Genomic DNA, 13,142 nt, shown 5'->3' on the forward strand with positions numbered 1-13,142 from the left:
CCCGTGGCGGGGCTAGCTCAGCATCTGTCCGCCATCGACGATGATGGTCTGCCCCGTCACCCAGCGCGCCGCGGGGCTGGCGAGGAACAGGACCACCTCCGCGATTTCCTCCGGCGTGCCGAGCCGGCCGAAGGGGATGGATTGCAGCACACGGTTGTACAGATCGGGTGCGCTGCTGCGCCGCTGTTCCCAGGACCCGCCCGGAAACTCGATGGAACCTGGCGCCACGGCGTTCACCCGCACCCCGTCCGGCCCGAAGGCGGCGGCCTGGCTCGCGGTGTAGTTCACCAGAAGGGCCTTCACCGCCGCATAGGCCGGCGTGCGGAGCGAGGGCCGGTAGCCGGAGATGGAGGAGATATTGACGATGGACCCGCGGGAGGCCTTCAGGAAGGGCGTCGCGGCGCGGCTGGCGCGCACCGTGGCCATCACATCCACATTCAGACCGCGCGCCCAGTCCTCCTCCGTGTCCTTGGCGCCGAAGCCGCTGGCATTGTTCACCAGCACATCCACGCCGCCCAGCGACGCCGCCGCCTGTTCCACCCAGCCGATCACCTGATCCGCCACGCCGAGATCGGCGGAGACGGCATGGGCGGTGACGCCGAGCGCCGCGATTTCGACCCGCGTCGCCTCCAGCGCCGCGGCGTCCCGCGCGCAGATGGAGACACTGGCGCCAGCCTGGGCGAAGCCGAGCGCGATGGAACGCCCGATGCCGCGGCTGCCGCCCGCCACCAGAACCCGCTTGCCCGTGAAGGTCGTCATGATCGCTGTCCTCGCCCGTTTCGGAGGGCAGCAGAGGCCACCACCCCCGGCTTGGCAAGTCGTCCGGGCCGGTGCAAGTGATGTGTATGGTGGGAGTATCCAAGTGATGCCGGACACGGCAAGCCAGACGGTGGCGGAGGCGCTGCTGGAAGACCTCGCACGGCGCGGCACAAGGCGCATCTGGGGCGTGCCGGGCGGGGGATCCTCGCTGGATGTCATCGCCGCCGCGCCACGCTTCGGGGTGGATTTCATCCTGGCCCGGCAGGAAGCCAATGCCGCGATGATGGCGCTGGCGGATGCGGAGCTGACGGGCGCGCCCGGCGTGGTGATGACCACCAAGGGGCCGGGCGTGTCCAATGCCGCCAATGGCCTGGCCTGCGCCACGCTGGAACGCGCGCCGCTGCTGCTGCTGTCGGATGGTTTCACCAGCCAGCAACTGGGCTGGGTGACGCATCAGGTCTTCGACCAGAAGGGCGCCACGGCCGCGATCGGCAAGGGCTATGCGCGGGCGGAAGGCGATGCGCCGCGGGCGGAGATTGCCGAACTTCTGGACCTGGCCCAGGCAGCGCCGCGTGGCGCCGTGCATCTGGACCTGACGGGCCAGGCCGCGCGCCGTGCCGCGCCCTTGGCCGTGCCGCGTTCCGCCACTCTGGCACAGGCCGCGCCGATCGGCGATGCGGCGGCACTGCTGGCCCAGGCGAAGCGCCCGGTGATCCTCGTGGGGCTGGAAGCGGCGGAGCCGGCGGCGACGGCGGCCTTGCGCGCATTGGCGCAGGCCTTGGGCTGCCCGGTGCTGGTCACCTACAAGGCCAAGGGCGTGCTGCCGGATGCGCACCCCCTCTACGCCGGGCTGTTCACCGGCGGCACGTTGGAGGCGCCCTGCGTCGGCGCGGCGGATCTGATCATCCAGGCCGGGCTGGACCCGGTGGAGCTGATCCTGCAGCCTTGGCGCTACAAGGCGCCGATCCTGGATGTCGCGCTGCGGCCGCATCCGGTGCGCTATGCGGCGCCCAGCGCGGCACTGCACGGCGATATCGCCACAAGCCTAAGCGCGCTGCGCGACGCAGCGCGGCCTTCCGCCTGGACGGATGCCGAGATCGCCGGCCATCGCGATGCCGCGTTGGCGGCGCTGACCTGGCAGGGGCAGGGCGGCGTTGCGCCGCCCGACATCGTGCGCATCGCGCAGCAGGAAGCCCGCGCCGCCGGCCGCGCGCCGCGCGCCACGGTGGATGCCGGCGCGCATATGTTCTCCGCCACCGCCTTCTGGCAGGCGGAACAGCCGCGCGACCTGCTCATCTCGAACGGCCTCGCCTCCATGGGCTTCGCCCTGCCGGCCGGCATCGCGGCTGCGCTGCATGATCCGGCGCGCGGAGCCGTCGCCTTCACCGGCGATGGCGGGCTGATGATGTGCATCGGCGAATTGGCAACCGCGATGCAGACCGGCGCGCGGCTGGTCACCCTCGTCTTCAACGACAGCGCCCTGTCGCTGATCGACATCAAACAGCAGCAGCGCCAATTGGCCCCCGCCGGCGTGGCCTTCGCGCCCACCGATTTCGCCAAGGTCGCGGAAGGCTTTGGCGTGCCCGGCTTTCGCGCCGACACGCCTGACAGCTACCGCGCCGCGCTACGCGCCGCCTTCGCCGTGGAGGGTCCGAGCCTCGTGGATGTTCAGGTCAATCCGGCGGGCTATCCCGCGCAATTGCAGGCGATGCGCGGCTGATGACCAAACCCCTGTCCGCCCTGCGCCTCGGCACCGCCTGGGCGCGCATCGCCGGCCTGATGGACGAGGCGGCCGAGACCTTCGTGCGCACCAGTTTTTCCTCGGTCGTGCGCGACAACTGGGACATGGCGGTCGGGCTGATGGACAGCGCCGGGCGGCAATTCGCTCAATCCTCGAGATCCGTGCCCAGCTTCGTCGGCACCATGCCTGTGACGTTGGCGGCGATGCTGCGCAGGATCCCGGCGGAGCGTCTGGTGCCGGGCGATGTGCTGATCTCGAATGACGGCTATCTCGGCGCCGGCCATCTGAACGACATCACCATGGTCAAGCCGATCTTCGACGGCGGCCGCATCCTGGCCTGGATTGGCAGCACCTTCCACGCCACCGATATCGGCGGCGCCCCCGGCGTGGAGGCGCGCGATTCCTGGGAGGAGGGGCTGACCATCCCCGTCGCCCGCATCCTGCGGGCCGGCGAGGAGAATGAAGACGTCATCGCCTTCCTCGAAGCCAATCTGCGCCTGCCGGAGGAAGTGCTGGGCGATCTACGCGCGCAATTCGCCATGTACGACCAGGCCGCGCCGCGGCTGCTGCGCATCCTGGCAGAGGAGGGCATTGCGGATGCCGATGTGCTCTCGGCGGAGATTTTCGCGCGATCCGAACGTGCCATGCGCGAGGCCATTGCCGCCGTGCCGGATGGCGAGGTCTTCGACGAGGTCACCGCCGATGGCTTCGAACACCCCGTCACCATCCGCCTGCGGCTGGAGGTGAAGGGCGACCAACTGACGCTGGATTTCACCGGTACCGATGCGCAGATCGCCCGCCCGGTGAACTCCCCGCTGAACTTCTCCCGTGCCTATTCCAATTATGCGGTCAAATGCGCCTTCGATCCCACCACGCCGAACAATGACGGCTGCTTCCGGCCGATCACGCTGATCGCACCGGAGGGTTCCATCGTGAACCCGCGCCGGCCCGCACCGGTCTGGGGGCGGCACCTCACCGGGCACTACCTGCCGATGCTGGTTCTCTCGGCGCTGGGAAAGCTGATTCCGGATCGCGTCGTGGCCGAATCCGGCAGCCCCTTGTGGAATGTCTACTTCACCGGCGAACAGCCGGATGGCCGCCGCTATGTCCGCATGTTCTTCATGAATGGCGGCCATGGCGCGGCCGCCTCGCATGACGGCGCCGCATGCCTGTCCTTCCCCTCCAACGTCGCGACGCAGCCGGTGGAGCAGTTCGAGAATGCGGCGCCCATGCTGATCACGGAGAAGTCGCTGATCCCCGGCAGTGGCGGCGACGGCACGATGCGCGGCGGCCTCGGCCAGCGCCTCGGCTTTCGGGTTATCGGCGATAAGCCGGTGACGGCCACCTACCGGCACGAGCGTGTTCAGCACCCGCCACGCGGATTACTGGGCGGGGAGGCCGGGCGGGGCGGGCGCGACCTGCTGAACGGGACGCAGGTGGCCGCCAAGGCGCGGCTCGTGCTGCAACCGGGCGATACGCTGGTCTTTGAAACACCCGGTGGCGGCGGCTTCGGCCCGCCTGCGGAGCGCAGCGCCACGGCGCGCGATGAAGATGCCGCGGAGGGCTACGTGTAATGCAGCCCTGGCAGATCGGCGTCGATATCGGCGGCACCTTCACCGATTTCGTGCTGCTGGACACGCGCGACGGGCGCCTGTTCAACGGCAAGGTGCTGACCACACCGCATGCCCCGGAACAGGCCGTGCTGGCCGGCATCAACGGGCTGCTGGCGCAGCATGGCGTCGCGCCGGCCGAGGTGCGGCACGTCATCCACGGCACCACCCTCGTCGCCAATGCATTGATCGAGCGCCGCGGCGTGCCGACCGGCTTCCTGACCACCGAGGGCTTCCGGGACGTGCCGGAAATCGGCACGGAGCTGCGCCACGACACCTACGACCTGTTCATGCGCCGCCCCGAGCCGCTGGTACCACGTCGGCTGCGCCTCGGCGTGCCCGAACGGCTGCGCGCCGATGGCAGCGTGCTCGTCCAACTCGACGAAGAAGTCGCGCGCGCGCAAATCCGCGCTTTGCGCGATGGCGGCGCGCAGGCGCTCGCCATCTGCCTGCTGCACGCCTTCCTCAACCCGGTGCATGAACGCCGCCTGGCGGAGATCGCCCGGCAGGAAGCGCCGGGGCTGACCATCTGCCTGTCCTCCGACCTCGTCCCCGAGATCGGCGAATACGAACGCGGCACCACCACCATCTGCAACGCCTATGTGCAGCCGGTCTTCGAGCGCTACCTCGCCCACCTCGGCGATGGTCTGCGCGGCGCCGGCCTGACCGGCCCGCTGTTCCTCATGCTGTCCGATGGCGGCACGGTGCGCGAGAATGTGGCGGCGCGGCACCCGATCCGCTTGGTGCAATCCGGCCCGGCCGGCGGCGTGCAGGCGGCGCGCGTCATCGGTGAATCCGCCGGCGCCGCCGACATCCTCTGCTTCGATATGGGCGGCACCACGGCCAAGGCCGCGCTGATCGATGGTGGGGAGCCGCAGCGCAGCCTCGATTTCGAAGTGTCGCGCGTGGACCGCTTCCGCAAAGGCAGCGGCTTTCCCTTGAAGGTACCGGTGATCGAGATGATCGAGATCGGCGCAGGTGGCGGCTCCATCGCGCGCGTCGACCGGCTGGGCCTGATTCGCGTTGGCCCGGACAGTGCCAGCAGCGATCCCGGCCCGGCCTGCTACGGCCTCGGCGGCACGCTGCCCACGGTGACGGATGCCGACCTGCTGCTCGGCTACCTCGCACCCGATAGCTTCCTGGGCGGTGACATGACGCTGGACGTCGCCGCGGCTGAGCGCGCGATTCACGAAAACATCGGCAAGCCGCTCGGCCTGTCCGCGCTGGAAGCCGCCTGGGCGGTGCATGAGACGGTGAACCAGTCCATGTCCCAGGCCGCCGCCGTGCATGCGCTGGAAAAGGCGCGACGGATCGAAGGCTATACCATGGTGCCGATCGGCGGCGCCGGCCCCGTGCATGCCTGCGCCATCGCCATGAAGCTGGGGCTGGACCGGCTGATCTCGCCGCCCGGCGCCGGTGTCGCCTCGGCATTTGGATTCCTCGCCGCGCCCATCTCCTTTGCTCATCTGCGCGCCATGGTCGCGCCGCTGGCGACGCTGGACCTCGGCCTGCTGCGCGGGATGCTGGCGGAGATGGAGGCAGAGGGCCGCGCGATGGTGGCGGAGGCCGGCGTCACCGACGTCACCATCCGCCGCATCGCCGCCATGCGCTATGCCGGCCAGGGCTATCAGGTGGAGGCGGAGGTCGCGGCGCTGGATCGCGATGCACTGCGCGGCGCCTTCGAGGCCGAGTATCGCCGCCTCTATGGTCGCATCGAGGCGACGCTGCCGGTGGAGACGGTGGGCTGGCGCGTCATTGTCGCCGGCCCCACGCCGAAGCTGGAACTGGCCAAGGCGCCACCGGCCGACGCCACCTCGCTGAAGGGCAGGCGTGCCGCTTGGTTCGGCAACGGCTTCATCCAGGCCGAGGTGCATGACCGCACCGCGCTGCGCCCGGGCGATGCCATCGTCGGGCCCGCGCTGGTGGAGGAACGCGAAAGTACGCTGGTGCTGCCGCCAGGCTCACGCGCCACGGTGGATGCGGCGCTGAACCTGGTGGTGCGCTTCAGCTGAGCACGCGTTTTCCGAAGCGTCGGGCGAAGCCGCCCGACGTGAAAATGCTTCAGCCGACCCGCGTGCGCCATTCCGGATGGGCGTCGGTGGTGCCCCGCACCACCGCCTCATAGGCCGCCTGCAACTGGCGCGTCACGGGTCCGGGCTTGCCGTCGCCGACCGGCAGGCGGTCCACGCTGGTCACCGCCACCAGCTCCTGCCCCGTACCGCAGAGGAAGACTTCCTCCGCCACATACAGCTCCGTGCGATCGACGTCGCGCTGTTCCACCGTCAGCCCCGCCTCGGCGGCCAGCACCAGCACCGTCTCCCGCGTCACGCTCTCAAGGATATCGCTGCTCTTGCCCGGCGTCACCAGCACGCCGTCGCGCACCAGGAACAGGCAGGCGGCGGCGGCTTCCGAGACCTTGCCGCGCGACGTCAGCAGCAGCGCGCTGTCATAGCCATCCGTGCGCGCCTGTAGATTGGCCAGGCGCGAGGCGTGGTAGTTGGCCGAGGCCTTCACGCGCGGCGGCATCGCATTGTCCGAGATGCGCGTCCAGGAGGAGACGGTGGCGGCGAGACCGGTGGCGAATTTGGCCGACCGTTCCCGCGGCAGCGCCGCCGCGATCCAGCCGACGGGGCCGGTCGTGGCCAGGGTGCCGATGACCTCGATCTGCGCCTGCACGCGCAGATAGGCATCCTCATCCGGCGCGTTCAGCCGCAGCACTTCCAGCACGCCGGCGCGCAGCACCTCCGTGCTCGGCGGCGAGTCGAAGCGCATCACCTTCATGCCCTGCTGCAACCGGGCCAGATGTTCGTCCAGCCGGAACACGCTGAGGCTGCCATCGGCGGGGTTCATATAGGCGCGCAGCCCCTCGAACACCGCCACGCCATAGGCGACGCCGACCGCCAGCGGATGCAGTCGCGCCTCGGCGAAGGGGATCGCCTGACCGTTATGGATGATGGTGTGGGCCTGCCACATGCCGCATGTTCCTGTATCGCGAGGCCGCAACTCTGCGCGGCGGAGTCGCGCGCGGCAATATGGGTGGGGAGACAAGGCGCATGACGCCACTCGACGAGACACTGCTGCCGCGAGGCCTGCGAGCCCGCATGGTGCCGGATGTGAACGGGCTGAACGTGCATCTGCTGGAGGCCGGCGCGCCCGGCGGGCCCGCGATCCTGCTGCTGCACGGCTTTCCCGAACTCGCCTTTTCCTGGCGCAAGGTGATGCCGGGCCTGGCGGCGGCTGGCTTCCATGTGATCGCGCCGGATCTGCGCGGCTATGGCCGCACCACGGGCTGGGTGGCGGAGTACGACGCGCCGCTGGCGCCCTTCCAGATGCTGAATATTGTGCGCGACCAGCTCGCCCTGCTCGATGCGCTGGGGATCGCGACGCTGCATGGCGTGGTCGGGCATGACTATGGCTCGCCTGTCGCGGCCTGGTGCGCGCTGATCCGGCCGGATGTGTTCAGCCGCGTCGCCTTGATGAGCTCCCCCTTCGCCGGTCCGCCCGCGCGCAACCCGCCGGCCGGGCCTGACGTGCATGCGGCGCTGGCCGCGCTCGATCCGCCGCGCAAGCACTACCAGTGGTATTACGCCGAACGCCGCGCGGCCGGGGACATGGACCATCCGCCGCAGGGCCTGCACGGCTTTCTGCGCGCCTATTACCACCAGAAAAGCGCCGACTGGCCCGGCAACATGCCCTTCGAGCTGACCGGCTGGACCGCCGAGGAACTGGCCAAGCTGCCCGACTATTATGTGATGCCGCTGCATGCGACGATGCCGGAGGCGGTGCGCCCCTACGCCCCGGCCGGGGAGGCACCCTGGCTGACGGATGCGGAGCTGGATGTCTATGTCGGCGAATATGCCCGCACGGGCTTCGCCGGCGGCCTGCAATCCTACCGCTGCGCCACCGGCGGGGCGAATGCGGCGGAGCTGGTGCTGTTCAGCGGCCGGCGGATCGAGGTGCCGGCCACCTTCATCGCCGGCGCCAGCGACTGGGGCATCCACCAGTTTCCCCTGGCCCTGGCGAAGATGCAGGCGCAGTCCTGCGCCGATTTCCGCGGCCTGCACCTGATCGAGGGCGCGGGCCACTGGGTGCAGCAGGAACAGCCGGAGGCGGTGGTCGAACGCCTGCTCGACTTCCTGTAGCGAAGACGAGCTCAGGCGCCGGCGTGGCCTGCGGCCACTTGGCGACGCCGAGACTCAGGCCGCCTGTTCCAGCGTCGGCGCGCTGTCCATCAGCGTCACGCGTCGCATGTCGCGTGGATAGCGGGTGTCCTCGAAAGGGCGGGCGCGGTGCATGGTGCAGCGGTTGTCCCACAGCACCAGGTCATGCGGCCGCCAGTGATGCGCATGAACGAAGTGGCGCTGCGTCGCATGTTCCGTCAGGTCGCGGACCAGCGCCAAGGCCTCCGGCACCGGCAGGCCGCGGATGCGGCCGATATGCGACGACAGATAGAGGGACAGGCGCCCCGAGCCCGGGTGGCGCCGCACCAGCCGCTGCGGCACGGGCGCGAATTTCAGCCGTTCCTCCGGCGTGAATTCCCCGAAGCCGAGCATGGCGCGGGAAAAGATCAGCGAATGCTCCGCCACCATCTCCCGCAGGCTGTCCTGTTCCGCCGCCGGCAGCGCATCCCAGGCGGCGCGCATATCGGCGAATTCGGTATTGCCGCCGGCGGGCGGCACGCTGCGGGCATGCAGCATGGAATACTTCGCCGGCACGCGCTTGAAGCTGCTGTCGCTATGCCAGAGCCGGTTGCCCAGGTTGAACATGCGGCGCCGGTCATCCGCGGCCAGCAGCCGGCCCTGTTCGTCAAGATTGGAGATGTCGTTCATCTGCGCGTGGCGCAGCCGGCGCTTATCGGCATCGACCGTCGCCGGTTCCTGTTCCAGCGGGCCGAGCGCGGCGCCGAAGGCCATCTGCTGGTCGTCGTCCAGCACCTGGTCGCGGAAGACCAGGACCGCGAAGCGGTCCACGGCCGCATCCACCGCCGCGACCTGCTGGGCAGTGAGGGGGCTGCGAAGGTCGAGGCCCGAGACCTCCGCCACGAAATCCCGGCCGATCGGGGTCACCTGCATGGTCGTTACTCCCACGCCAGGTCTTCGAGCCTGGCATGTCAGTCTTATGCTACCGGCGAATCGGCAGGGTCAAGCACGGTGGCGCGGGCGAAAGTCAGGAGGTGCGCGATCAGCGAGTCGGAGGCTTCGGCGGCCGCGACCTCCCGTCCCTCGGCCACCGCCGTGGCGACGGCGGCGTGCAGTTCGGCCGTCTCGGCCAGTTCATCCTCCGCCCGGTTATGGAAGAACCAGAAACGGCGGCAGACGGCATGCAGGCTGGCCACGCTGGCGGCGGCGACCGGATTGCGCGCGGCCTCCGCCAGCGACTGGTTCAGCAGCCCGTCCTGGCGCAGGAAGCCGCGCAGGTCGTTGCTGGCGATGCTGGCGCGGATGGCCTCCGCCAGGGCGCCGATCATGGCGCGCTCCGTCGGCCGCGCGCGGCGGGCTGCGGCGCGGGCGATCAGCCGGTCCAGCTCCCGCCGGGTTTCCAGCACATGCAGCTGATGGTGCAGATCGACCCCGGTCACCACCACGCCGCGGCGGGGCAGCACCTGCACCAGGTGTTCCCGGGCCAGGCGTTGCAGCGCTTCCCGCACCGGGGTGGTGCCGATTCCCAGCAGGCGGCCGAGAATCGCCTCCGACACCACGCTGCCCGGCGCGAGCTCCAGGGTGACGATCATCTCCTCGAGTCGCCCATAGGCTTCCTCGGTGAGGGTGGGGGCGGCCCAAATCGGGCCGGAGAGGGGGGCTTTGGCGGGGCGGTTCATGCGCCGTGGAGCATAGCATGCCGGCGGCTGGGCGCCGCCGCCCTTCACACCTGTTGCCCCCGGGCAACAGTTGCCCGGCTGCCAGCAGTCAGGCGCTTCGACACTCTCGCGCACGTTCTGGTTGCGCAGTACAAGTCGTTCAGGAAAAGGCGCCCGGATTTGCTGGTCCGCCGCCTCCCCGGCACCGCCGCGGGAAATGGAGCGATGAAGATGCGAGTTCGGAACGCCTTGCTGGCTGCGACCTTCCTGGCCCTGCCTCTGGCAGCTCAGGCACAGCCCATCACTGGTTTGTACGTCGGTGCCGGCGCGGGTGCGAACCTGCTGCAGGAATCCGATGTGTCGATCACCGGTCCGGTGGTGGCGGGTGCCACCTCTGCCCAGCGCAGCGGCCAGATCGAATTCAACTACGGCTACGTCGGCGTGATCAGCCTGGGCTACGGCTTCGGCAACGGCGTGCGGGTTGAGCTCGAAGGCTCCTACCGCGAGAACGAAGTGGACGGCATCAGCGGCTTCACCGGCCTGACCCGCCCGGTTCGCACCGATGGCAAGGCCCGTTCCTACGGCGTCATGGCCAATGCGCTGTATGACTTCGACCTCGGCCCGGGCAGCTTCGTGACCCCGTATGTCGGCGTTGGCGCCGGCTACCAGTGGCATGAGTACGACAGCGTCCGCGCCGTCGGCACCAATGGCAGCAACACGATCGACGGTGAGCAGGGCCGCTTCGCCTACCAGGCGATCGTTGGCGCCGCCTTCCCGATCGCCGCCGTTCCTGGCCTGGCCGTGACCACCGAATACCGCTTCATGGGCACGCTCTCCCCGGAGATCGACGCTCGCAGCAGCATTCGCCCCGGCGCCGCCGGCAATGCCGAGGTTGACAACTTCAACCACAGCCTGCTGCTCGGCCTGCGCTACGCCTTCGGCGTGACGCCGCCGCCGCCGGTCGTGGCCCCGGTTACGCCGGTTGCGCCGCGGACGGAGGTCGCCCGCACCTACCTGGTGTTCTTCGACTTCGACCGCGCCGACCTGACGGACCGCGCCCGCCAGATCATCGCGGAAGCCGCGACGAACAGCCGCGGCGTGGGCACGACCCGCATCGAGGTCTCCGGCCACGCCGACCGTTCGGGCACGCCGCAGTACAACCAGCGCCTGTCCGAGCGCCGCGCGGCCGCCGTGGCTGCCGAGCTGGAGCGCCGTGGCGTTGCGCGCTCCGCGATGGCCATCCAGGCCTTCGGTGAGAGCCGCCCGCTGGTCCCGACCGCCGACGGTGTGCGCGAGCCGCAGAACCGCCGCGTCGAGATCGTCCTGCGCTAATCGCAGGCTTCTCTCGAAGCCAATCGGAAAAGGGCGCCTTCGGGCGCCCTTTTTTGTTGTCCGCCCTGCCGGCTTCGCGTGGCCCGCCCGCTTGCGCCCGGGAAATGTGGCGACCATAACAGGCTGATGGCGCGACGTGGCGACCGCATCGGAACACTGACCGCGGAGCCGGAGGCGCCGTTGCGGCTGTGCGAGCAACCGGGCTGCACGGAGGCCGGCGAATACCGCGCCCCGCGCGATCGCAAGACCCTCAATGAATACCGATGGTTCTGCCTGGAACATGTGCGGGCCTACAACCGCGCCTGGGACTATTACAAAGGCATGAGCCCGGGCGAGATCGAGGCCAATCTGCGCAGCGACAGCGGCTGGCAGCGGCCCACCTGGCCGCTCGGCCGGCTCGGCGGCGCCAATCCCTTTGATTCGGAAGTGCTGCGCGACCCGCTCGGTGTGCTGGGCGCCACGCCGCTGCATGCCCAGCGCCGCGCACGCCAGCCCCGGCCGGATGAGCCGCCGGCGGAACTGCGTGCCGCGCTGGATGTTCTGGGTCTCGGCTGGCCCATCGATTCCCTGGCGTTGCGGACGCGCTACAAAGAGCTCGCCAAGCGGTTTCACCCCGATGCCAATGGCGGCGATCGCCAGGCGGAGGAACGGCTGAAGGACATCAATCGCGCCTACAGCCTCGTCCGACGCAAACTTCCGGGCAAAGCGATGCCCGCACCCGCTTCTGCCGGGTAGCCGCGCCCGTCCGGGCGCCTTAGGATTGCAATCGATGTCACAGCCGGACCGAGATATGAACAAGGCCGCCAGCCTCGCCGAGATCAACCCCACCTCCGCGATCGACCAGCCGGATATCAAGCTCGCCGTGCGCGAGGTGTTCGGCATCGACAGCGATATGGTGGTGCCTGCCTTCAGCCGCCGCACCGAACACGTGCCGGAGATCGACAGCACCTACCGCTTCGACCGGGAGACGACGCTGGCCATCGTGGCGGGCTTCGCCTTCAACCGCCGCGTGATGGTCCAGGGCTATCACGGCACCGGCAAATCCACGCATATCGAACAGGTCGCCGCACGGCTGAACTGGCCCTGCATCCGCGTGAACCTGGACAGCCACATCTCCCGCATCGACCTGATCGGCAAGGATGCCATCGTTCTGAAGGACGGGAAGCAGATCACGGAGTTCCGTGAAGGGATCCTGCCCTGGGCGCTGCAGCATCCCTGCGCGCTGGTTTTCGACGAATATGACGCCGGTCGCCCGGATGTGATGTTCGTGATCCAGCGCGTGCTGGAAGTGGAGGGCAAGCTCACCCTGCTCGACCAGAACAAGGTGATTCGCCCGCATCCGATGTTCCGCCTGTTTGCCACGGCGAACACCGTGGGCCTGGGCGATACGACGGGCCTGTATCACGGCACGCAGCAGATCAATCAGGGCCAGATGGACCGCTGGAACCTGGTGGCCACGCTGAACTATCTGCCGCATGCGCAGGAAACCGCGATCGTCATGGCCAAGCTCGGCTGGGACGACAAGGACAGCAAGATGAAGCGCCAGACGGAGGCGATGGTGGCGCTGGCCGACCTGACCCGCGCCGGCTTCATCGCCGGCGACATCTCCACCGTCATGTCGCCGCGCACCGTCATCACCTGGGCGGAGAATGTGCGGATCTTCGGCGATATCGGCTTCGCCTTCCGCATGACCTTCCTGAACAAGTGCGATGAGGCGGAGCGCGGCACCGTCGCCGAATACTACCAGCGCTGCTTCAACGAGGAGCTTCCGACCGGCAGCTCGCTGCGCAAGGCGGGCTGACCGCCGCCTTGGGGGACCCCGCGCCCCGGCGCGGTGCCCTGCCTGCCAGGGTGGCGGGGCTTGAACCCGTCACCCGCCGCGCCCGAGGTCCGGGCCAGATGA

At 69.4% G+C, this 13,142-nt stretch carries 11 protein-coding genes; 7 read left to right on the top strand and 4 right to left on the bottom strand.

What is annotated here, in order from left to right; all coding sequences use genetic code 11:
• Window positions 1-12: 12 nt before the first annotated feature.
• Window positions 13-759, bottom strand: coding sequence for an SDR family NAD(P)-dependent oxidoreductase (locus ACVFYP_RS02910; RefSeq protein WP_499198623.1), 747 nt, complete (start codon window positions 757-759; stop codon window positions 13-15).
• Window positions 760-865: 106 nt separating this feature from the next.
• Between ACVFYP_RS02910 and ACVFYP_RS02915 the strand changes: the two genes are divergently transcribed.
• Genes ACVFYP_RS02915 through ACVFYP_RS02925 form a run of 3 tightly spaced genes read left to right on the top strand, consistent with a single transcriptional unit; the run spans window position 866 to window position 6,122 of the window.
• Window positions 866-2,479, top strand: coding sequence for a thiamine pyrophosphate-binding protein (locus tag ACVFYP_RS02915; RefSeq protein ID WP_499198624.1), 1,614 nt, complete (start codon window positions 866-868; stop codon window positions 2,477-2,479).
• Window positions 2,479-4,074: a hydantoinase B/oxoprolinase family protein gene (locus tag ACVFYP_RS02920; RefSeq protein ID WP_499198625.1), complete on the top strand. Its 1,596-nt coding sequence runs from the start codon at window positions 2,479-2,481 to the stop codon at window positions 4,072-4,074. The genes ACVFYP_RS02915 and ACVFYP_RS02920 overlap by 1 nt, the downstream gene beginning before the upstream one ends.
• Window positions 4,074-6,122 (top strand): hydantoinase/oxoprolinase family protein, encoded by a 2,049-nt coding sequence (locus tag ACVFYP_RS02925; protein ID WP_499198626.1) that lies wholly within the window; start codon window positions 4,074-4,076, stop codon window positions 6,120-6,122. The genes ACVFYP_RS02920 and ACVFYP_RS02925 overlap by 1 nt, the downstream gene beginning before the upstream one ends.
• Window positions 6,123-6,171: 49 nt before the next feature.
• Here ACVFYP_RS02925 and ACVFYP_RS02930 read toward each other — a convergent pair whose 3' ends face one another.
• On the bottom strand, window positions 6,172-7,083 hold the full coding sequence (locus ACVFYP_RS02930; protein ID WP_499198627.1) for an aminotransferase class IV: 912 nt from the start codon (window positions 7,081-7,083) through the stop codon (window positions 6,172-6,174).
• Window positions 7,084-7,163: 80 nt separating this feature from the next.
• On the opposite strand from ACVFYP_RS02930, the gene ACVFYP_RS02935 reads away from it, so the two are divergent.
• The gene (locus ACVFYP_RS02935; protein ID WP_499198628.1) at window positions 7,164-8,252 is read left to right on the top strand and encodes an alpha/beta fold hydrolase; all 1,089 of its coding nucleotides are present in this window, start codon (window positions 7,164-7,166) and stop codon (window positions 8,250-8,252) included.
• 54 nt (window positions 8,253-8,306) lie between these two features.
• Here the strand turns inward: ACVFYP_RS02935 and ACVFYP_RS02940 are convergent, their stop codons facing one another.
• Window positions 8,307-9,182: a TauD/TfdA dioxygenase family protein gene (locus ACVFYP_RS02940; RefSeq protein ID WP_499198629.1), complete on the bottom strand. Its 876-nt coding sequence runs from the start codon at window positions 9,180-9,182 to the stop codon at window positions 8,307-8,309.
• Between the two features lie 44 nt (window positions 9,183-9,226).
• Window positions 9,227-9,928, bottom strand: coding sequence for a GntR family transcriptional regulator (locus tag ACVFYP_RS02945; protein ID WP_499198630.1), 702 nt, complete (start codon window positions 9,926-9,928; stop codon window positions 9,227-9,229).
• Window positions 9,929-10,138: 210 nt separating this feature from the next.
• Between ACVFYP_RS02945 and ACVFYP_RS02950 the strand changes: the two genes are divergently transcribed.
• The 3 genes from ACVFYP_RS02950 (at window position 10,139) to cobS (ending at window position 13,040) form a co-directional block, all read left to right on the top strand.
• Window positions 10,139-11,239, top strand: coding sequence for an OmpA family protein (locus ACVFYP_RS02950; protein WP_499199528.1), 1,101 nt, complete (start codon window positions 10,139-10,141; stop codon window positions 11,237-11,239).
• A gap of 126 nt (window positions 11,240-11,365) precedes the next feature.
• Window positions 11,366-11,974 carry a J domain-containing protein gene (locus ACVFYP_RS02955; protein WP_499198631.1) on the top strand — a complete coding sequence of 203 codons (609 nt, stop codon included), beginning with the start codon at window positions 11,366-11,368 and terminating at the stop codon, window positions 11,972-11,974.
• Between the two features lie 55 nt (window positions 11,975-12,029).
• Complete coding sequence (gene cobS / locus ACVFYP_RS02960) at window positions 12,030-13,040, top strand: cobaltochelatase subunit CobS (RefSeq protein ID WP_499199529.1); 1,011 nt, start codon at window positions 12,030-12,032, stop codon at window positions 13,038-13,040.
• Window positions 13,041-13,142 lie beyond the last annotated feature (102 nt).

It is taken from the genome of Roseomonas sp. F4, from assembly GCF_053891155.1.

Excerpts from the sequence above, each read along its gene's own strand:
- ACVFYP_RS02910 (WP_499198623.1), bottom strand. The coding sequence starts at position 759 with ATGACGACCTTCACGGGCAAGCGGGTTCTGGTGGCGGGCGGCAGCCGC.
- ACVFYP_RS02915 (WP_499198624.1), top strand. The coding sequence starts at position 866 with ATGCCGGACACGGCAAGCCAGACGGTGGCGGAGGCGCTGCTGGAAGAC.
- ACVFYP_RS02920 (WP_499198625.1), top strand. The coding sequence starts at position 2,479 with ATGACCAAACCCCTGTCCGCCCTGCGCCTCGGCACCGCCTGGGCGCGC.
- ACVFYP_RS02925 (WP_499198626.1), top strand. The coding sequence starts at position 4,074 with ATGCAGCCCTGGCAGATCGGCGTCGATATCGGCGGCACCTTCACCGAT.
- ACVFYP_RS02930 (WP_499198627.1), bottom strand. The coding sequence starts at position 7,083 with ATGTGGCAGGCCCACACCATCATCCATAACGGTCAGGCGATCCCCTTC.
- ACVFYP_RS02935 (WP_499198628.1), top strand. The coding sequence starts at position 7,164 with ATGACGCCACTCGACGAGACACTGCTGCCGCGAGGCCTGCGAGCCCGC.
- ACVFYP_RS02940 (WP_499198629.1), bottom strand. The coding sequence starts at position 9,182 with ATGCAGGTGACCCCGATCGGCCGGGATTTCGTGGCGGAGGTCTCGGGC.
- ACVFYP_RS02945 (WP_499198630.1), bottom strand. The coding sequence starts at position 9,928 with ATGAACCGCCCCGCCAAAGCCCCCCTCTCCGGCCCGATTTGGGCCGCC.
- ACVFYP_RS02950 (WP_499199528.1), top strand. The coding sequence starts at position 10,139 with ATGCGAGTTCGGAACGCCTTGCTGGCTGCGACCTTCCTGGCCCTGCCT.
- ACVFYP_RS02955 (WP_499198631.1), top strand. The coding sequence starts at position 11,366 with ATGGCGCGACGTGGCGACCGCATCGGAACACTGACCGCGGAGCCGGAG.
- cobS (WP_499199529.1), top strand. The coding sequence starts at position 12,030 with ATGAACAAGGCCGCCAGCCTCGCCGAGATCAACCCCACCTCCGCGATC.